15 protein-coding genes and 1 pseudogene are annotated in these 21,070 nt (G+C 38.1%); 4 read left to right on the plus strand and 12 right to left on the minus strand.

The genetic code is table 11. The annotated features are described in order from the left end of the window. Window positions 1-300: 300 nt before the first annotated feature. The 5 genes and pseudogenes from dnaJ to proS all read right to left on the minus strand — a co-directional run bounded on the left by dnaJ (window position 301) and on the right by proS (window position 6,469). A pseudogene (dnaJ, locus tag ACJ5H0_RS16905) lies at window positions 301-1,417 on the minus strand (molecular chaperone DnaJ). A gap of 100 nt (window positions 1,418-1,517) precedes the next feature. Beyond that, complete coding sequence (locus ACJ5H0_RS16910) at window positions 1,518-2,054, minus strand: nucleotide exchange factor GrpE (protein WP_411250757.1); 537 nt, start codon at window positions 2,052-2,054, stop codon at window positions 1,518-1,520. Between the two features lie 75 nt (window positions 2,055-2,129). Next, entirely contained in the window at window positions 2,130-3,461 is a 1,332-nt protein-coding gene (locus tag ACJ5H0_RS16915; RefSeq protein WP_172277124.1) for an Nramp family divalent metal transporter, read from the minus strand. Between the two features lie 113 nt (window positions 3,462-3,574). Next, window positions 3,575-4,876 (minus strand): OmpA family protein, encoded by a 1,302-nt coding sequence (locus tag ACJ5H0_RS16920; RefSeq protein ID WP_172277127.1) that lies wholly within the window; start codon window positions 4,874-4,876, stop codon window positions 3,575-3,577. A 117-nt stretch (window positions 4,877-4,993) separates the two neighbouring features. Next, window positions 4,994-6,469 carry a proline--tRNA ligase gene (gene proS, locus ACJ5H0_RS16925; RefSeq protein ID WP_411250760.1) on the minus strand — a complete coding sequence of 492 codons (1,476 nt, stop codon included), beginning with the start codon at window positions 6,467-6,469 and terminating at the stop codon, window positions 4,994-4,996. Between the two features lie 177 nt (window positions 6,470-6,646). Between proS and ACJ5H0_RS16930 the strand changes: the two genes are divergently transcribed. Beyond that, window positions 6,647-7,720 carry a prolyl-tRNA synthetase gene (locus tag ACJ5H0_RS16930; RefSeq protein WP_273647336.1) on the plus strand — a complete coding sequence of 358 codons (1,074 nt, stop codon included), beginning with the start codon at window positions 6,647-6,649 and terminating at the stop codon, window positions 7,718-7,720. 34 nt (window positions 7,721-7,754) lie between these two features. Continuing rightward, on the plus strand, window positions 7,755-9,179 hold the full coding sequence (locus tag ACJ5H0_RS16935) for an OmpP1/FadL family transporter (RefSeq protein WP_172277136.1): 1,425 nt from the start codon (window positions 7,755-7,757) through the stop codon (window positions 9,177-9,179). Between the two features lie 88 nt (window positions 9,180-9,267). Here the strand turns inward: ACJ5H0_RS16935 and ACJ5H0_RS16940 are convergent, their stop codons facing one another. The 4 genes from ACJ5H0_RS16940 to ACJ5H0_RS16955 all read right to left on the minus strand — a co-directional run bounded on the left by ACJ5H0_RS16940 (window position 9,268) and on the right by ACJ5H0_RS16955 (window position 15,388). Beyond that, on the minus strand, window positions 9,268-10,920 hold the full coding sequence (locus ACJ5H0_RS16940; RefSeq protein ID WP_411250764.1) for a RagB/SusD family nutrient uptake outer membrane protein: 1,653 nt from the start codon (window positions 10,918-10,920) through the stop codon (window positions 9,268-9,270). Between the two features lie 12 nt (window positions 10,921-10,932). Next, on the minus strand, window positions 10,933-13,644 hold the full coding sequence (locus tag ACJ5H0_RS16945) for a SusC/RagA family TonB-linked outer membrane protein (protein ID WP_411250980.1): 2,712 nt from the start codon (window positions 13,642-13,644) through the stop codon (window positions 10,933-10,935). 293 nt (window positions 13,645-13,937) lie between these two features. Further along, complete coding sequence (locus ACJ5H0_RS16950) at window positions 13,938-14,663, minus strand: ZIP family metal transporter (protein WP_411250766.1); 726 nt, start codon at window positions 14,661-14,663, stop codon at window positions 13,938-13,940. Beyond that, window positions 14,660-15,388 carry a class I SAM-dependent methyltransferase gene (locus tag ACJ5H0_RS16955; RefSeq protein WP_411250769.1) on the minus strand — a complete coding sequence of 243 codons (729 nt, stop codon included), beginning with the start codon at window positions 15,386-15,388 and terminating at the stop codon, window positions 14,660-14,662. Before ACJ5H0_RS16955 ends, ACJ5H0_RS16950 begins: the two co-directional genes overlap by 4 nt. Window positions 15,389-15,523: 135 nt before the next feature. Here ACJ5H0_RS16955 and ACJ5H0_RS16960 point away from each other — a divergent pair, with 135 nt between their 5' ends. Continuing rightward, window positions 15,524-16,687, plus strand: coding sequence for a THUMP domain-containing class I SAM-dependent RNA methyltransferase (locus ACJ5H0_RS16960; protein ID WP_172277148.1), 1,164 nt, complete (start codon window positions 15,524-15,526; stop codon window positions 16,685-16,687). A 37-nt stretch (window positions 16,688-16,724) separates the two neighbouring features. Here ACJ5H0_RS16960 and ACJ5H0_RS16965 read toward each other — a convergent pair whose 3' ends face one another. Beyond that, the gene (locus tag ACJ5H0_RS16965) at window positions 16,725-17,498 is read right to left on the minus strand and encodes a nuclear transport factor 2 family protein (RefSeq protein WP_411250772.1); all 774 of its coding nucleotides are present in this window, start codon (window positions 17,496-17,498) and stop codon (window positions 16,725-16,727) included. Between the two features lie 206 nt (window positions 17,499-17,704). Here ACJ5H0_RS16965 and ACJ5H0_RS16970 point away from each other — a divergent pair, with 206 nt between their 5' ends. After that, complete coding sequence (locus tag ACJ5H0_RS16970) at window positions 17,705-19,135, plus strand: endo-beta-N-acetylglucosaminidase H (protein ID WP_411250777.1); 1,431 nt, start codon at window positions 17,705-17,707, stop codon at window positions 19,133-19,135. A gap of 57 nt (window positions 19,136-19,192) precedes the next feature. On the opposite strand, the gene ACJ5H0_RS16975 is transcribed toward ACJ5H0_RS16970, so the two are convergent. Next, window positions 19,193-19,999: a helix-turn-helix domain-containing protein gene (locus ACJ5H0_RS16975; RefSeq protein WP_172277157.1), complete on the minus strand. Its 807-nt coding sequence runs from the start codon at window positions 19,997-19,999 to the stop codon at window positions 19,193-19,195. 45 nt (window positions 20,000-20,044) lie between these two features. Then, window positions 20,045-21,055 (minus strand): SDR family NAD(P)-dependent oxidoreductase, encoded by a 1,011-nt coding sequence (locus tag ACJ5H0_RS16980; RefSeq protein WP_411250780.1) that lies wholly within the window; start codon window positions 21,053-21,055, stop codon window positions 20,045-20,047. Between the last annotated feature and the right edge of the window lie 15 nt (window positions 21,056-21,070).

Genomic DNA, 21,070 nt, shown 5'->3' on the forward strand with positions numbered 1-21,070 from the left:
TGTGTCTGTAATGATAGATACTAAAATTCTTGCCAGCTTGTCCACTGCAATCTATGTGATACATCCTCTGATTATGAAATGGACACTTGGTTTATATTATCCGTTCGAAATGTTGATTTTCGTGATAACATTACTGACTGCCAGTTTTATTCTTGTATTGGCTAACCGCAAACTGAAATATCTTTTGTAATGGCTTAAAAAGTTTGATCATCTATGGTCTTAGGTGAGAAAATATAAATTCCGGAACATTAAAACAGAACGCCAATAAAAAAAGAGACCTTGCAGGCCTCTTTTTATATTTTAGTTGAAAAGATCTTTTACTTTATCAAAGAATGTCTTCTCCTTCCCGGATGGTTCTGCAACCATTTCTCCGCTGGACATCTGTTTTTCAAAGAAATCTTTCTGATCTTTCGTTAATTTTTGTGGAGTCCATACATTAATGTGTATAAACATATCTCCTTTTCCATAACTGTCAATGCTAGGAAGGCCTTTTCCGGCCAGTCTCAGGATTTTTCCTGATTGCGTACCGGGATCTACAGTGATTTTTACCTTTCCACCTACCGTAGGAACTTCTTTTTTGGTTCCCAATGCAGCTTCTGCAAATGAAATATATAACTCCTGGTGAAGATTGTCTCCTTCTCTTTTGATTGTTTTATCTACTTCTTCCTCTACGATAACAAGCAGATCTCCCGGAACTCCTCCGAAAGGAGCGTCGTTACCTTTTCCTCTTACATTAAGCTGGATTCCGTCTCTTGCTCCTGCAGGAATATTAATGGTAATTTCCTCCTCATCTTTTATAAGTCCCTGTGCATTTGCACCTGCCGGGATTTTATCGGCAACTTTTCCGATACCCTGACAAGTTCCGCACGTAGCCTGTGTCTGCATTTGTCCGAACATGGTGTTCATTACTTTCACCTGAACTCCGGAACCATTACAGGTAGGACACGTTTTAGAAGTGGCACCTTCTGCCATCTTCATTTTTTTTTACTTTAAGAGTCTTTTGGGTACCGTTTACCATTTCCTCAAGATTCAGCTTGATGCGGATTCTTAAATTAGAACCTTTTACCTGCTGACGTCCACCGCCACCGAATCCACCGCCGCCAAAATGACCACCGAAAATATCTCCAAACTGGCTGAAAATATCCTCCATATTCATTCCGCCGCCAAATCCACCGCCGAATCCGCCGTTTCCACCTACACCTGCATGACCGAACTGATCGTATCTTGCACGTTTCTGATCGTCGCTCAATACTTCATAAGCTTCGGCAGCTTCTTTAAATTTTTCTTCAGCCTCTTTATCTCCCGGATTTTTATCAGGGTGATATTTGATGGCCATTTTACGGTATGATTTTTTTATTTCTTCGGTTGAAGCAGATTTGCTTATCTCAAGAACCTCGTAATAATCTCTTTTTGACATGACAATTGTATAATTGATTTCAGATAAATGACAAAAGATGTGTAGAGCATATAAGGGATGTTATCACCGTATATTGCTCACCATTTATCACTTATTAATATTAGTTTCCTGTTACTACTTTAGCAAAACGGATTACCTTATCTCCTAAAGTATATCCCGTTTCGATTACATCTACGATTTTACCTTTTAAATCATCAGATGGAGCAGGAATCTGAGTAATTGCCTCGTGAAGGTCCACATTAAAAGAATCTCCGGCTTTTACTTCCATTGATTTCAACCCCTTCTCTGTAAGTTTATTTTTGAATTTCTGATAGATAAGTTCTACACCCTGCAGATCCGCCGGATTTCCGTTTTTAGCGATTTCTTTTAACGCTCTTTCAAAATCATCCAGTACTCCAAGCATAGAAACCATCATGTCCTGATTAGCATATTGGAAGAACTCCATCTTTTCTTTGGAAGTTCTCTTTTTATAATTTTCGAACTCAGCATAAAGACGAATATAACGGTCTTTCTCTTCTGCCAAAAGTTCTTCCGCAGTCGGAGTATTTGTCACATTTTGTTCAGAAGCATTTTCGCTCTGAATGTTGTCTTCTTGTTGCTTATTGATGTTTTCTTCGTTGATATCCTGATTTTCCATATTCAATAACTATTTTAAAGAGTTGTTTGTCAAAGATTCTGCCAAATAGCAAATATGGACATTAAGGCAGAAAAATTATTCTCCGGAAAATGTTTGATACAACAAATAAAGATTCAGGACAATGATAATGGCTGAGATAACCCAGACACAGATTTTCATGAAAGGCTTATTGACGAAATCGCCCATTTTGGCTTTGTCATTAGTAAACATTACGAGTGGAACTACAGCAAAGCTGAGTTGCATGGATAAGATAACCTGGCTTAAAACCAGAAGATCTGTTGTCCCTTTTTCTCCGTACAGAATCGCAACAATTAAAGCGGGAATAACCGCGATAAGTCTGGTTATCAATCTTCTTAACCAGGGCTTTAATCTGATATTCAGAAAACCTTCCATTACAATTTGTCCGGCCAGTGTCCCTGTTAATGTAGAATTCTGACCTGAGGCAAGCAAAGCGATCGCAAATGCTATACTTGCCATAGAAGCACCCAGGATTGGGGTCAGCATTTTATAAGCGTCATGGATATCTGCAACATGTTTATTTCCTGTGATATGGAAGGTAGCTGCCGCCAGTATTAAAATTGCTCCGTTGATGAAAAAAGCAAGCATTAAGGAGATCGTACTATCTAAAGTGGCAAATTTTATAGCTTCTTTTTTACCTGCGTTATCCCTTGTATAATCCCTCGTCTGTACAATACTGCTGTGTAAATAAAGATTGTGGGGCATTACCGTAGCTCCCAGGATTCCTATAGCAATATAAAGCATAGCAGGATTCTGAATAATTTCTTTTTGCGGAACAAGACCTCCCAGTATTTCATTAACGGCCGGTTTTGAAATAACGATTTCATAAATGAAACATGCGAGAATAATAAAAATAAGTCCTCCTACAATACTTTCGATCCATCTGAATCCTTTAGCCTGGAGCAAAAGGATAAGTAAGACATCTATTGTGGTTATTACGATTCCCCAGGTAAGGGGGATATGAAAAAGCAGGTTGAGTGCGATCGCAGATCCTATAACTTCTGCGAGATCACAGGCGGCAATGGCAATCTCACAAAGGATCCACAAGATAAAATTGGTAGTCGGGCTAAAGTGATCCCTGCATGCTTGTGCAAGGTCTCTCTCTGTAGCTACTCCCAGCTTTACAGATAAATGCTGTAAAACCATTGCGAAAATGTTGGAAATAAGTATAACGGAAAGCAGGGTATAGCCAAATTGAGCTCCTCCCGCGATATCGGTAGCCCAATTTCCGGGGTCCATGTATCCCACTGCAATCATTAAACCGGGACCTGCAAACGCAAGGTATTTCCTCCAGAAAGAACCGTTTTTAGGTACTTTAATGGATGAGTATACTTCTGGTAATGAGTGGAGTGTTTTATCTTTTCGCCAAGCGCCTTTTGTAAAATTCATAAATGTTAGAAATGACTAACAAATTTAATTAAATAAATGTAAATAGAAAATATATAATAAAAAAATCCCGAAAAAACTTTCGGGATCTTATACGTAGTATTTATTTTAAAAGATTATTTCGCAAATCTTATAGCCATTTTTCTGTCTTTGGCTCTTTCAGCGTCAGAAGCTTTTGCGTCTACCGTTGCAAATTTACTTCCATAACCTTCTGCACCTAATACCTGACCACCTAGATTTTGTTTGCCTAACCATTCTTTGATAAAGTTAGCTCTTGCAGTAGAAAGTTTTACATTAGAAGCTTCATTACCTGTTTTGTCAGTATATCCTCCTATTTTAATTTTAGCATCAGGATAAGCTTTTAAAATAGCTGCAAGGTTTTCCAATTGTCCCTGAGAACCTGCTTCCAGTTCTGTAGCGCTTCCTAATTTAAAATTCACATGATCGAAATCGTACCAAGTGTCTTTTAATGCATTATCATCTGCTGCATTTTTGTAGCCGTCAGATTTTAAGAATGCAATCATTCTGTCTTCCATTCCGCCTTTGTACCCTTTAAGCGCTGTACCGTTCAAGTCGATATTTTCGTCAACTTTCGTGGTTGTAGCGGCAGGTGCTGTTGCTGTATCAGACGGAGATACTGCCGTAGCCGTATCAGAGTGTGCTCCTGTAGAATCCGCGCCCATTGTAGTGGTAGTGGTTTCTTTTTTCTCACACTGCTTCCATAAGAAGTATCCTGCAGCAATCAATAGCAGAAGAGGTAATAACCATTTCCAGATAGAACCACCTCCGTCATTTCTGTCCGGGTTGGTACCTGTTGGAGTTGTACTTCTTGTTACTTCAATTTTTGGTTCCTCCTGTACCGGCGTTTTTATAGCGTCGTTATCATTATCAAATTTATATCCTTTAGCCCAGTCACCAATATTTAATGATGCTAAAGAAAGTCCGGCAGGCAGTAAAGTAGAAACAATTCCTTTTTGATCATTCAGTAGCCCTGAAATTCCTGATGCATCCAGATTATTGTCTGCAGCATACTTTCCTATAGTACCTACTGTAGCTCCTGTTACCATATTCAGCAAAGAGCTGGAAGAATTATTACTAATTCCGGCAAAGCTGGCGATGGAATTTACCAAGCCACTCAGTTTATCTCCAAAAATGGACGTCAATAAACCTGAAATCATAGAATTATTAGAAGAGCCTCCTAATAAATTACTTAAAATTCCATTAGATGAAGCACTGGTGATTGCATCTAAAACTCCCGGATTATTAGCATTATTAGCTAATCCACCAACAACGGCAGGCAATAAACCTCCAATTGCTTTTGAAATACCAGACTCACTTTCTCCAAGCTGTGAAGCCGCCTGAGAAACTAAAGCGGGACCCAATTGTCCTTTAATTAAATCAATAACGTTTAAAGACATAATAAATATTTTTTAGATTAATGTTGACATAAAATTAAACAAAAATCTGTCCAAATGTCATATTTTTTAAATATTTATTTGATTTTCAACGTTTTTTTTTGCAAATGATTAAAATTATTAATACGCTTTAGCGAATAGTACGCGTCTCTTAGAAGGCTTTCCGGAGATTAATGAAACACCTTCTTCTATATCATCATCCAAAGGGATACATCTGATGGTCGCTTTCGTTTCTTCCTTGATTTGTTCTTCTTCTTCAGCGGTACCATCCCAATGTGCATAGATGAATCCTCCTTTTTCTTCCAGAACTTTTTTAAATTCTTCGTAAGAATCCACTTTAGTCATATTTTCTTCTCTGAAATTAAGAGCTTTGGTGTAAAGATCTTTCTGGATGGTTTTTAATAATTGATCGATATGGGAATCCAATCCTTCAATAGAAACCGTTTCTTTGGTCAGGTTATCCCTTCTTGCAATTTCAACCGATTTATTTTCCAGATCTTTTGGCCCGATTGCAATTCTCACAGGAACACCTTTTAATTCATATTCCGCAAATTTCCAGCCCGGCTTGTTTTGGGTGTCATTATCAAATTTTACCGAAATACCTTTAGCTCTAAGTTTTGTCTGAATGTCTAAAGCAACCTCACTGATTTGGTTCAGTTGTTCTTCTCCTTTGAAGATCGGAACAATAACCACTTGTATTGGAGCCAAGGTTGGAGGCAATACCAATCCGAAATCGTCAGAGTGTGTCATGATCAACGCTCCCATTAATCGGGTAGAAGTTCCCCATGATGTAGCCCATGCGTGTTCTATTTTTCCTTCTTTATTGGTGAATTTCACATCAAAAGCTTTTGCGAAATTCTGACCCAAAAAGTGAGAAGTACCAGCCTGAAGAGCTTTTCCATCCTGCATTAATGCCTCAATACAATAGGTTTCATCCGCTCCCGCAAACCTTTCGGAAGGGGTCTTTAATCCCTGGACTACAGGCATTGCCATAAAGTTCTCTGCAAAATCTGCATACACTTTATTCATCTTTTCTGCTTCTTCTATGGCCTCATCTTTGGTTGCGTGAGCCGTGTGACCTTCCTGCCATAAGAATTCAGAGGTTCTCAGGAATAGACGGGTTCTCATTTCCCAACGAACAACATTCGCCCACTGATTGATCAATATCGGTAGATCTCTGTATGATTGGATCCAGCTTTTATAAGTATTCCAGATAATAGCTTCCGAGGTAGGACGAACGATAAGTTCTTCCTCCAGCTTGGCATCAGGGTCTACTATCAGCTTGTGAGGATTATCCGGATCGGTTTTTAATCTGTAATGGGTAACAACGGCGCATTCTTTTGCAAAACCTTCTGCATTTTTCTCCTCAGCTTCGAACAGACTTTTGGGCACAAAAAGCGGGAAATAAGCATTAACGTGACCTGTTTCTTTGAATTTTCTATCCATTTCATCACGCATTTGTTCCCAGATCGCATATCCGTATGGTTTTATAACCATGCTTCCACGTACTCCGGAGTTTTCTGCCAGATCTGCTTTTACAACTAACTCGTTATACCACTTGCTGTAATCTTCGCTCCTTGAGGTTAATTTTGCCATTGTTTTTTTAAATTTTTTTTAACTTTTTAACATTATTGTTATCTAAAAATAAAAATCTATTTTTGATAGATTTTTTTACCGATGTTTGGTACATTTTTGGTACACATTGCAAATATAATTTAAATTAAAAATCTTTACGTTATCATGAAAAAAAATATACATAAAAATTTATTTGGTATGCTAAAATCCAAAGGTATTTTAGCCATATCAAGTGGATTGTTATTAATGTCTTGTGGTGCACAGATGGGAGGGTACAGCGAGACCGACGGGGTCTATTATGATCCCAATAAAGATACGCTGCCAGAAGGAGTGATCATTAATGGCGGAAACAGGGTTGGAGAATACTATGATTACTATCAGGATGCAAACAATACCAATCTTATTCAGAATGCGGAAACCAACTCCAAAGATCAGGATAACAAATACAGCACATGGGGAGGCGATTCATGGAATAATACCGCAACAGATTCTGATTGGGGCGCTTTTGCCGGATCTCAGACCAACTATTACGACAACTCATGGGGTTCACCATGGGGCTGGGGTGGATGGTATGGAGGCTATAGCCCATATTGGGGCTGGAACAGAGGCTGGGGCTTCGGAATGTCCTTCGGCTGGGGCTGGGGCGGCTCATGGGGCTGGGGTGGTTACCCTTACTGGGGCTGGAACTATGGAGGATTTTATGATCCTTTCTGGGGCTGGGGCGGCGGCTACTATGGAAACCCATATTGGGGCTGGGGTGGCGGTTACTGGGGTAATGGATATTACAACAGACCGGCTTACAGGAGAAGTGGTGCTGACGGAAGACTTGGATATGGTTTAAGCGGATATAACGGAAGTAACGGATCAGTATACAGAAACAACATCAATAACTCTGCATTCAGAAACAATTCTGCAGGTTCAGGATTCAGAAACAATACGAATGGTTCAGGGTTCAGAAATAACAATGGTGGTTTCAGAAACGGAACAATGACTAATGGTAACAATTCCGGATTCAGAGGCAACAATAACAGTGGTTTCAGAAATAATAATTCAGGATATCGTAATCCTAATATGAATACTCAGCCAAGACCTAATTACGACAGCCAGCCAAGATACAGAAACGATAGTGGTTTCAGATCAAATGACAACGGTGGCTTCAGATCCGGAGGATTCAACTCTGGTGGCGGAGGTGGTTTCCGTGGCGGTTCAGGTGGAGGCGGCGGTGGATTTAGATCCGGCGGCGGAGGCGGCTTCAGATCAGGAGGCAGATAATTTTTAAACATAATAACTAACTATTCAAATAATAATGTTAAAAAAATCTTTAGTAGTACTAGGTATCTCTGCTGCTTACTTTGTGCAGGCACAGGATATTTCTACAATCAGGAATTCGATTGATGTTTATTCTAACACTCCGATGATAGGTTCTTCAAAATTTAATGCGATGGCCGGCTCTAACGGGGCACTTGGAGGTGATGCTACTTCATTGATGACAAACCCTGCCGGATTAGGTGTTGCTATTGCGGGAGATGTATCGGCAACGTTGTTTTTAAGCAATACTAAAAATACCAGCTCTCTGGCTGGATCTTCAACAGATTATAAATTAAATAAATTTACGCTTGGAAATGTTGGTGGTGTTGCAACGATCCAGCTGATGACAGAATCACCATGGAAGTTCATTAATATCGGTGCCAATCTATCAACGCAGTCTCTTGAGAATTATGTTGAGAGCCCGGGGAATTCCAATGTAGTGATCTCCAAAAATTTGTTAGATTCTAATGGAAATCCTGTGGTAGGTAACCTGTCTTACCTTGGGCATGCTTATAACAGATATGGTAATCAGACCAAATTTAACCTGGGTGTAGGTGCGAACTATAACAATTCACTTTATCTGGGAGCAAGCATTAATATGCATTACGCTGAAATCGATCAGTATGACAGTGCTTTATTCGGGCTTAATCTGGATGGATCGGTGAATACTTTTGATAAACAGTATACCCCGTTTTCGGAAAAATCAAATGGTTTTTCAGCAACAGTAGGGGTTATCGGAAAATTAAGCAATCAGTTCAGATTGGGAGCATCTATTGAAACACCGACCTGGTGGAATATCGACAGGGTCTTCCGCGAATATTATGACGGAAGTAACGGGATCAATTATGACAACTATGTGGAAGACAGAAATTTCAGGTCCCCAATGAAGGCTACTGTAAGTGGTGCATTTGTTCCCAATAAGAATTTTGCCATTAACGTAGACTATACTTTAGGACTTACCAAACCTAAATATGAAGTACAAGGTGCTGCGGAAAGAGAATTGAATTCTTTCTTCAGTGACAATTATAAAAACCTATCGGAAGTAAGGGTAGGTGCGGAATACAGAATTAAGGCATTTAGAATAAGAGGTGGGTATTCTTATACGTCAAGTCCTTTTGATGCTTTTACGATCAGTTCTTATTCCAATGCAGGAGTTGCAGGGGATAATAGCTATAGTAATTTGATTTTAGGAGAAAGAAATACGATAGGAGCAGGTATCGGATATGATTTTGGAAACTTCTATGTGGATGCAGCGTATCAGAATGTCAGCTCAAAATATAATAACCCATTCCTGAGAGGGAGTGCTGACCTGGGAACAGGATATTATTCAGGTGATTTTGATGTAAATACACCAACATCCGTTGTTTCCAGTGTGAAAAGCAACAGAGATAACTTCTTTCTTACAGTCGGCTGGAAATTCTAATTTCCGGATTGTGTAGCAAGTGATTAAATTGAGGCTCCGAATTTTTAATTCGGAGCTTTTAATTTATATGCATTGGAGTAAGATCTGATTAATCAGGATTCTGGATCAGATTGGGCTGGATCTGAATCTGCTGTTCAGGGATATATTCAATAATTCTGTTGCTGGTATAAGGAACCGTATAAAAGGGATTATTTCCGTTTAAATGGGTTCCCGGATAATTACGGTCGAGACTTAATTTATTTCTGAAGACATCATATTTTCTATGTGCTTCAAAAGCCATTTCAAGTCTTCTCTCCTGAAGAACCAAGTCTAAAATAGTTTGTCCTGATGGAACTGAAGAATATGCTGGAATTCCCGCTCTTGTTCTGATCGTGTTTACGTCAGCCAGTGCTGAGGCTGAATTTCCCTTTTTAGCATAGCCTTCGGCCCGGTTCAGATACATTTCAGCCAATCTCAGAATAACCGGTGACCATAATTGAGGAACTCCTTCCTGTAATGAACATTTTAAAACATAAAATTTCGGATACCCGTTTCTTTTGTCCATATCATTGTCCAGATTTACATAAACTTTTACGTTATTAGAATTAATAAAGTAATAATTCGTTTTGGTAGGCAAAATTTCTGATTGCACCTGATAGTTAATATTATTCATTGTGAAATAGGTATTCCCTCCCTGCTGGAATGTTTTCTGAAAAGTGTAATTATAAGTTATTCCTCCGGAAGCATTTGTACCTTGTTGTACCCAATAAGCAACAGGAACAGATGGGGTTGCATATTTCGGAGAAATGAACTTCAATCGTGCATCCTGCGGATTTTGATTGATCAGATCCAGATAAGAAGAAGACGCGTACATCTCACCCCAGCCTACATTTTGAATATTGGCATACATGGATCCTATAGTGTACCAGCCATCACTGTAATCACCATCTTTATTGTATTTGAATGCAAAAATGGTCTCTTTGTTGGTTTCAGGAGTTTTCGTGGCATAAGAAGGAAGTTCGGAATTAGACAATAGCATATACTTTCCGGAATTAATCACCTTATCAGCATATTCAATAGCTTTATCATTATTTTCCATATACAGATACACTCTGGATAGCAGTGCTTGAGCAGCTTCTTTAGATGCGTAGGTGTTGTTTTTATCGAGAGTCATCAATTGTTCCGCTTTTCTCAGATCGTTGACTACCTGATCGTAAATTTGACCTACCGTGGCCCTGCCCGGTAATTCGTTTACATCATCCGATGTTTTTAATGGTACTCCCAGATTGCCGGTTCCCTGATTGTAAGGTTTTCCAAATACATTTACCAAAGAAAAATAAACGTAGGCCCTTAGGAAATAATTTTCCCCGATCAGCTGATCGGTATTGGTATCTTTTCCTTCGGCAAATTTGGAAATAACTTTATTGCATCCAATGATAGCCTTATATCCTGCATTCCATATCGTATTGGAGCGGCCATTATTTTTAATACTTCTGTAGTTATAATAATAAAAGAACTGATCGGTGGTCGTACCGCTGATATCAATATTATCTCCGCCATATTCACCCACTCTGTAAAGATTGTTGAAAAATCCTCCTCCGGTTGCATCTCCTTTCAAAAGAGCATAGTTTCCGAGAGTAATGGTCTGTAGCCCTGTTGGATCTGTTAATATGGTATCAGACTCTTTTGAATCATACGGAGACCTGTCTATATTACAGGCTACCGATGTTAGTGCGATAAGTGCTAAAAATATCTTTTTCATGTTTTATAAGTTTTAAAAGGTGAAGGTGAAACCAAGAGAAAATCTTCTTGGGATAGGATAAATTGCGCCCGCTGTTCCGGAATAGGTAGTTTGGTTATCTGCAGGTCCGGCTTCCGGATCTACTCCGGAAAATTTAGTAATGGTAAAGAGATTTTCCCCCATGATATAAATACTTGCCGAAGAGACTTTAAGTTTTTCCGCTAAAGAATCTGGAAAATTGTATCCTAACCTCAGGGATCTTAATTTCATATAGCTTGCATCTTCCAGGTACCTTGAAGAAGGCTTGTTGGTAAGTGTATTATTGTTGAAAATTGCTACAGGATGTGTGGCTATATCTCCAGGTTTTTCCCATCTGTTCCAGCTATCCTTCAGGACCATTTGGTTGTAGTAAGGATAAGCGCCATCAGAATCAAACAGTTCCCGGTAGGAGTTGTAAATCTGTCCTCCCTGCGAAAAATAAATATTGGCATTAAGGTAAAACCTTTTTACGGTAAGATTGGTACTGAAAGATCCATAATAATCGGGTGTAGCAGCGCCTACAATCTGCAGTGTGGCCTGATTGTAATTAGATGTAACACTTTTGGTTCCATCAGCGTTAATCACTTCCCATTGCCCGGCACCATTATCAGGATTTACCCCCATCCATTTTCGCATATAGAATGAAGTAACATCGTTTCCGGCAATAGCGACCTGATTATTGGATAGAAGCTGGATGCTGTTGTTTCTTGTTGAAAGAACCCTGTTGTTGTAGGTACTGATATTGAAACCAATATCCCAGTTCACATTTTCAGATTTAATGACAGCATAATTAACATTGAATTCCCATCCTTTATTTCTTACGTCTCCTACATTCAGGTATTGTCTGTCGACTCCTGTTAATGACGGAAGGGTAACGAGCATCAGAAGATCTTTGGTTTTATTATTAAAATAATCCACGTTCAGGGTCAGACGGTTATCGAATGCCCGGATATCCGTACCAATATTGTTCTGATAAATCGACTCCCAGGTTAGATTAGGATTGCCTAGCTGGTACCATGTTGCTCCTATCTGAGCATTGTACATCTGAGTCAGCGCATACAGGTCCTGCCATCCGTAATTAGGACTTGGGGTATTTCCTACAAGTCCCCTGCTGGCTCTTAATTTCCATTCGTTGATTGGTTTTACTCCGAAAAATTTTTCTTTGTGAATATTCCATCCTAAACTGTATGAATAAAATAATCCATTTCTCTGGCTGGCACCAAATGCAGAAGAAGATTCACTTCTTAAAGAACCCTGAATGAAATATTTTTTATCGTATACATATTCTGCGTTGAAAAGAAATGCATTGTATGCTCTGTCATACTTTGTGCCTGAGGGCTTCCTTCCTGTCGTTGCTCCGTTATCGAAGACGTCTGTTCCCGGAACAATTCCGTATACACCGGCTCTGGAAACCTTATATATTCTGTCGTTATACTCATAGGCTGCTAAAGCATTTACGTTATGAACTCCAAAATCTTTGTCGAATCTCAACATCTGGTTAAAGAATTTGCTTACATCTTTGGAATAGGATTCTGTTAATTCACCTTTGTTACTATCCCCCGCAATGGATCTCGGATCGGTATAATACATATCGTCATAATTTCTGTAGGTGACATTATTGGTAGTAACAAACTTTAAATAATCTGTAAATTTAATTTCAGCATCAAAATTCCCGATCAGATCCAGCTGATTGCTTTTACCATAGTTCCATTGCAAATCGTAAAGGTAATTGGAGTAATCTCTTCCATACCATGTTCCACTATATGAATTAGGGTTTATGAGACTTCCATCCGGGGCTTTTGGATTATCCCAAGGCATATTGAGGTACATCTGATACAGCGAACCCTGACGGTCTTTTCCGCTGGTATATGATAGACTCACTTTGGGTTTTAATATCAGCCAGGGCTTTACGGTATGTTCATGATTGATCCTGAATGACAATCTGTTATAGTCGTATCCTCTTACAGTTCCGGTTTCGTCATAATAGTTTCCGGAAATGTACGTCCTTGAATTTTGAGAGCCTCCTCTGAAATCAATGGTGTAGTTTTGAACTACTCCCGTCTGTGTGCCGTTTTTCAGCCAGTTATATCCAGGATTTCTGAGTTCGGAAGGGATTGAAGGGGCATTTTTTAATGAAGTGAAATAATCATATAATTGGGTACCATCCATCAATTTGAAGCGCCCGTTATTGAATGTATTAAACGAATTGTTTACAGAAACATTCATCGTGCTTTTTCCTGCTGTTCCGGATTTTGTGAAGACCTGTACAATTCCGTTTGCTCCCTTGGAACCATACAAGGCTGTTGATGTCGCATCTTTCAAAATGTTGATGCTTTCGATTTGATTGGGATCCAGATTGGGAGTTCCGTTCATCATTACACCGTCTACGACCCATAATGCCTGGCTTGGACCGTTGATGGTAGCGGTACCCCTGATTTTTACGGTTGCTGAAGATCCCGGACCGCCTCCTCCCTGCATAATTTGTGCTCCTGCGGCTTTTCCTTGTAAGAGACTTGATACATCAGAGGTATTGGCATCTTTTAGTTTTTTGTCAGAAATAATTGAGACAGCTGCTGTAAGACTCGATCTTTTTTGAGTTTTGTATCCTACAATTACAACATCTTCAATGCTTTTTTCCCTCAGGGTGTCTTTTTTTTTTATTCGTTTGGGCGGATAAAATACCGCATAATAAAAAACAGGACACAGCTGTTGTCAAACGTTTAGTTCGTTTATTCATACGTAAGTGATTTAGTGGCGGGGCTAAAGTACAAAAAAAATTACATCAATATTAATTTGATGTAAAAATTATGAATAATTAAAAGAATTAGCTAATTGTTTGATTGTGCGATGTATTATGCACTTTAATTGTTTGTTTTCCGTAATTTTCTCTATAAAAGGAATTATTTTGCTAATTATAAGTTTCCTCTAGTCAGGGATTTATGAATTAAATTGTAGTGATTTTTAAATACAACTAATGCCGGATTTACATAGGGCTGTTCCTAATGACCGGAAATCACCGAATGTGAATGAAACTGGTGCATAATCAGGGCAAGTGATATACCAAGGATTACTAAACCTATTTTCGTCCAGTCAATATTATGGTTTTTATTACTTTCAAAAATAATTACTGATGAAATATGCAGGAAAATTCCTCCGACAATTGCCAGAAAATAAGGCTGTAACTCCGGATTGAAATAATTTCCCAATAACATTCCCATAGGAGAGGCGAGCGCAAATAATGCAATGATCATATAGGTAGGATACGGTGATCTTTTCTCTCCCTCCTTTCTGTTGAATAAAAAGGCTCCCAAAATAAATGAAATAGGAATGTTATGAAAAACGATACCAAGTAGATAGGGTGATAATACTTCTTTTTCATTTCCTAAAGGAATACCTTCTATAAATGCATGGACAAACAATCCGGCCATTAAAGCAACGGGAAGTATATTATGATCATTATGATGATGAAAGTGACCATGCTCAAACCCTTTGGTTAAAGCTTCCAGAATCATTTGTAATAAGACACCCAGAATTACAAAAATACCTATAATATTACTTTTTTCTGAAGTGTAAACCTGTGGGAAAACCTCGTTCAAACAGATGGTAATAAGAAACCCTGCACTCAGAATCAAAAGATTTTTAGCCAGTTTTTCTTTTTTACCAAAATGCTTTCCAAGAAATACTCCTGCGATTACACTTAAAATCAGTAAAAGGACTATGATCATGATTTTTTCTTAAATAAATTGATACAGCGTGGTGACGTTTCTTTATTAAAGCTATTCAATTGATAATCACCCCAGATTTTCAATCGTTCAAAGCCACATTCTGAAGCGTAGGAATTGATTTCTTCCAGTGTATGTAGCTTTACCTTCTCAAAAAAATGATAAGGCTTTCCTTTAGATTCAAACCGGATGTCTTTGATAATATGTCTTCCTTCAATTTTTTTGCAGATTTTAAAATCGATATCACCGCGGTTGATGACTGATTCCGGAACAATTTTACTTCTTACGTACTCTTCGTTCAGATAATCAAGAACAAAATAGCCTCCAGGCTTTAAAACAGAGTAAACAGATTGGAAAACTTTTTTATCATCGCTTTCCTGGTCAAAATATCCGAAACTCGTAAAAAGATTAAAAACGGCATCCACAGGATCTGCATCGATAGGGTTTCGTATGTCATGGACATCGAAAATAAGGGTTTGGTTTTCAAACTGCTTATCAAACTCAATACTTTGTCTTGATAAATCAAGCCCCAAGACATCATATCCCAATTTATTAAGGAATACGGAATGTCTTCCTTTTCCGCAGGCAAGGTCAATAATTTTAGAAGAAGGCGGCAGCTGAAGACTTTGAGTAAGCTTTGTAATAAAGTTTTCAGCTTCCGTATAGTCCCTGTTGCTATAAAGTAAATGATAATAAGGGGTATCAAACCAAGATTCAAACCATTCCATAATGCAAAAATAACTAAATTTGTGCGGTAAAAGGAAAAGTATTTTAAGATTGAAAGATTGAAAAATTCAATTAATCAAAATATTGGAAGGCTAATCTTTTAATTTTTAAATTATTAAATCTTTTAATAACTATTTATGGACATAGAAAATATAAAAATTCAGATAAAAACTTTCTTCGGATTGGAGCAGATCTTAGCTGAAGAGATTAAAAAATTAGGAGGACGAAATGTTGAAGTTAAAAACCGCGCGGTAAACTGTGAAGGAGATTTAGGTTTTCTTTATAAAATCAATTACTCGGCAAGAACGGCATTGAAGATCCTGGTACCGGTTTTTGAATTCAAGGCTTTTAATCAGCATCAGTTTTATGACAAGCTTTTTAAGCTGGAATGGGAACAGTTTATGGATGTGGATCAATCATTTGCAATTGATGCTACCGTAAATTCAGAGACCTTTAAGCATTCACAATTTGTTACATTAAAAATGAAAGATGCTATTGTGGATTACTTTCAGGAAAAATTCAAAAAGCGCCCTAATGTGGAGCCTAAAAGTCCTGATATCAAGTTTCATTTGCATATCGACAGGGAGTTAGTAACAATTTCTCTTGATTCTTCAGGTGATCCTTTATTCAAAAGAGGATACAGAAAAGAACAGGGTGAGGCACCTATTAATGAGGTATTGGCAAGTGGAATGCTTCAGCTTGCCGGATGGGACGGAAAAGGAAATTTTCTGGATCCGATGTGTGGCTCAGGAACTCTTCTGATCGAAGCAGCAATGATTGCTATGGATCTTCCTGCACAGATTTTCAGGAAAAGATTTGCATTCCAAAACTGGAACAATTATGATAATGATCTTTTTACTAAGATCAAGGAATTCAGAATCAATAGAGTGAAAGAATTTCAGGGTAAAATTGTAGGGTACGATATAGACGGAAGAATGCTTAACGCTGCCCGTACCAATATCGAGTCGGCTGAAATGGAAGATGTAATTGAAGTTAAGAGGCAAAACTTTTTTGAGTCTAAAAAAGAACTTTTCCCTTTATTAATGGTTTTCAATCCACCATATGATGAAAGAATCTCTATTAATGATGATGAGTTTTACAAGAAAATCGGAGATACTTTTAAAACCCATTACCCGAATACTTTAGCCTGGCTGATTTCTTCAGACCTTGAAGCGGTAAAGAAAATAGGACTTCGTCCTTCCAGAAAGATTAAGCTCTTCAACGGAAAACTGGAGACAAGATTTTTACAATACGAAATGTACGAGGGAACTAAAAAGGTACATAAACTGGAAAATCAATAAAATGAGATAAAGCCTTCCTTATTGGAAGGCTTTTTATTTATTTCGTAAAATAATCTTCTTCGATAAGATTCCCGTTTTCATAAACATTCATTTTTATGATCTTATTTTTTTCTTTTACAAATTCAAACACAAGATCCTTTTCTTTTGTAAAGAATCTGTTTTCTGTTTCCGGATAAAGTAAAAGCGTTTTACCTCCAACAGTCAGATTCAGGATGGAATTTTTGGGTTCAACGCTAATAATTCCGTTTTTCCTGCTATTGTAATTACCTTGATAGGTTTTCACAATTTGATCCTTTAACGGTATTTCCTTTCTTTCATTTTGGTATGGTGCCGGGCCGTGGTCATAACTTAAAACCCTGGACATTTTCCATTTTCCGTTCTCTAAAATCCAAAGATCAGTGAACTTGGCCAAACCATCCCTGAATTCTTTTTTACCCGTTTCATTGATGTAGAAATAATGATCACCGGAAATAATTAAACCGTACAGCTTATCATCTTTTTTCATTGGGAAAACCCTGACAGTCTTATCAATTGCTTCTCTCCTTAAATGGAAATCCTTATTTCCGCAAAGGTTTTTCTGGAATGTGATTTTTAATGCTTCGTCCCCTTTTGTTATTCCTCCCTTATCGTGATAGAATTCAACATCAGCAGGAATAAAACGCATCATTTCAATCACATTGCATTTGTTGTAGGCTACCCAGAACAAGCTATCACTTTTTACCCCTTCCTTCATTAAAGTTTCAGTATTTTGACCGGGAATTGTCGTCAAGGTAAATATTAAAATAAATAATGTTAGGATATATTTTCTCATTATAGTAGGCTTCTATGTTGTAAGACAAATATGATAAATTTTCCTCTTATATTATCAACTTTAAAACGTTTTAATGTAGTTTGATTTTATATTGATAGCTGTTTTATATTTTCATTGATAAAATAATAGGTGATTTTGATAATTTATTATTAATTAATTGTTAAGGTTTATTTTAGATTCGTAATAAACAGTTAAATACTTTTATTATGAAAAAAATTAGCTTACTATCCCTACTTATTCTGTTGATAGGTGTTTTCAGCGTTATATCATGTAATTCCGATCCTTTGGATGATTCAGTAACGCCACAGGATAATTCCTTATCAGCAAAGAGTAGTTTAACCTCTAAAGTGGCTGCTTTTGGTAAGAATCCACTTTCTGTAATGTATGTTGAGGTCAACAACAATGATATCAGGGAAGTTGGTAAATATAAACTGGCAGACGGAAGACAACTTTTTGATGTGGCAATTATTTTTGCCGCCAACATCAATTATAATACGACAACCCAAAAGGCTTATTTGTATTTTAATCCTCAGGTAACCAACGTGCTCAGCAATAAAAATACCTATATAAAACCTTTGCAGGATAAGGGTATTAAAGTAATGTTATCCATTCTGGGAAATCATCAGGGAGCAGGATTTGCTAACTTTCCCAGCCAGGCTGCTGCACAGGCTTTTGCCCAGGAACTGGCTAATGCTGTAAATACGTACGGATTAGACGGAATTGATTTTGATGATGAATATGCAAATTATGGTGCCAATGGAACAGGGCAGGCTAATCAGTCTTCATTTGTATACCTTGTAACGGCGCTTAGAGACTTACTTCCTGATAAAATTATTTCTTTTTACAATATCGGACCTTCTGCAAGCAACCTTTCCTATAATGGGGTCACTGTTGGGTCAAAGGTAGATTATGCATGGAACCCTTATTACAGTACATACTCAGCACCTAATATCCCAGGCCTTGATAGCGCTCATAAAGGGGCTGCGGCTGTCAACGTAAACTCTTCAACTTCCAGCTATACAAGTACTTCTACGGTTTCAAGTTTTGCACAGAGAACCAAAGATGACGGATATGGCGTATTTTTATATTATGACCTTGAAGCTACCAATATCGCCTCTTATTTTACCAATGCTACAAGTATATTGTATGGGCAAAATACAGTGTATGGAGACGGGACAACAACACCTACGACAGGAATTACTTCGGGGGCCACTTATCAATTGGTTTCTGCGACCAATGGAACAAGCATGCTGGATGTTTTGAATGCAGGTACTACAGATGGAACAAAAGTTCAGCTATGGGCATCCAATGGCAATACGGCACAAAAATGGAAAATTACTGACGTGGGAGGAGGGTATTATAAGCTCCAACCTTTGAATGCACCCACAAAATCTTTAGATGTATCCAATTCCGGGACAACAAACGGAACCCAGGTGCAAATCTATACTGATAATGGAACCAACGCACAGAAATGGAAAATAACATCTGTAGGAAATGATTATTATACTTTGTCACCTGCTCACGCATCAGGCTTTAATCTGGATGTGAATAATGGTTCTTCAGCTAACGGAACAAAAATTCAGATCTGGACGGCAAATACAGGAAATGCACAAAAATGGAAGTTGGTAAAATTATAATCCGGTAATTTACATGTAAAAGGACAGATTTCAACATGGAGTCTGTCCTTTTTATTTTTATCTGATCATGGATGGAGCGTAGCCATATTGCTTTTTGAATGCATAGGAGAAGTGGGATAAATCCTCAAAGCCTACTTCCATAAATATATCTGATGGTTTCTTATGTTTTTCAGCAAGGTGGTAATGAGCTAATTCAAGTCTTTTACGGGTAAGCCACCGCTGAGGTGTGGTTTGAAATGTTTTCCGGAAATCCCGGTTGAAAGTGGACAAACTTCTTCCTGTAAGGTAACCAAATCGTTCCAAAGGCATATTGAACATATAATTTTTCTCCATAAAATCAACGAGATTGATTTTTCCGGGTTCCTCAAAATCAGCTAAAACAGTGTCAATTTCCGGGTTAATTTCCCGTAGAATACTGATTGATTCCATGATTTTCAGTGATGCGATATGTTCCGGGAAAGTTTGGGTCATCTCAAAATAGGGTATTAATGAGGCAAGGCAACTTTGTAATAAAGGATGATTGCTGAAACTGAAGATTTCAGGTTCTTTCCGGATTACAGAATCCTGGATGTCCATATTTGAATAAAACTGCTTTAAACGGTCTGTCGTCAGATGCATTACTACTGCTTTATGGGGGCGGCCGTCTTTAGGATAATTAATAATTGTTGCCAATTGGTTCCTCGGAATAAGAAAAATGTCTCCCGATGTAAAATGATAAGAGCGATCGGCCTGGATGATCTTCGTTTCCCCGGAAATAAACCACACCAGCATATGATATTCAAAAACAGTTTCAGTTTTAAATAATTTATCTTCATAGGAAGAAAGCTTAATATCCGGTGTGATGTATTTGATGTGAAAATCCATTGCTTCTAGTTTTCAATAACAAAATTATTCATTTTCAAGGTATATTTATCCTATATTGAATGGAATTCCAATCATTTCTTCGCTAAGTTTCCAAAGATGCTCAGCATTTTGTTTATCCAGAGAATAAGATTGTACTCCTCGTATAGTGGCAGGGTCATCAAACCGGTGTTCAATTTGTCCGTGATCTATCTCCGCAATATCGCAGTTTTCACAATATACTCCTCCGATGTCATGGAGAAGAGGGCTTGTGGCGCACCATACTGTTGTTGCTGCTCCCTGGGGAATGGTCTTTAATCTGGCTTCCACTTCAGGTTTTATGTTTCCATTCTCGTCATGGGTGCCCATTTGCTTGAACAGGTCAATGGGTTCTTCTCTTCCTAAATCAGTTCCGTATACAGAACCCGGATGGACGGAATAAGCCCTTACATTAAATGCCTTTCCTCTTGCGTCAAGCTCTACAGCGAAAAGATTGCATGCTGTTTTTGACTGACCATATCCGAGTAGGGTTTGATATTCCCGATGCTCAAAATTAGGATCTTCAAAATTAAATGGTGCCATCTGGTGCCCATAAGATGAAACACTGATTACTCTGGCTCCGTTAGCTTTTTTTAGGGTAGGCCATAATCTGGCGGTAAGGTGGAATTGTCCCAGGTAATTGGTGGCGAGTTGTGATTCTATTCCGCGGCTATCTCTACGCAGCGGAACCCACATAATTCCGGCATTATTGATCAGGAGATCCAATTTTTTTCCTGAAGCAATAAATTTTTCTGCAAAAGCATCAATGGATTGAGGATCCATAAGGTCCAGTAATTCAAATTCAATGTTTTGAACTCCTGACAGGTTTTTCCTTGCTTTTTCAATATCCCTGGCAGGAACGATGACTTGCGCACCTGCCGAAACCAGAGTTTTCGTAGTCTCAAGGCCGATTCCTGCATATCCACCGGTAATAATAACCGTTTTTCCAGTAAGATCAATTCCTTTAATAACATCCCAGCTTGTTGATTGTGCATTGAAACCGGAATGGATCGGACTTTGTACATTTTTGTCTTGTATCATGTTTTTATTTTTAAT

It is taken from the genome of Chryseobacterium proteolyticum (assembly GCF_046591535.1).
In the GTDB taxonomy this organism is placed as follows: domain Bacteria; phylum Bacteroidota; class Bacteroidia; order Flavobacteriales; family Weeksellaceae; genus Chryseobacterium; species Chryseobacterium proteolyticum.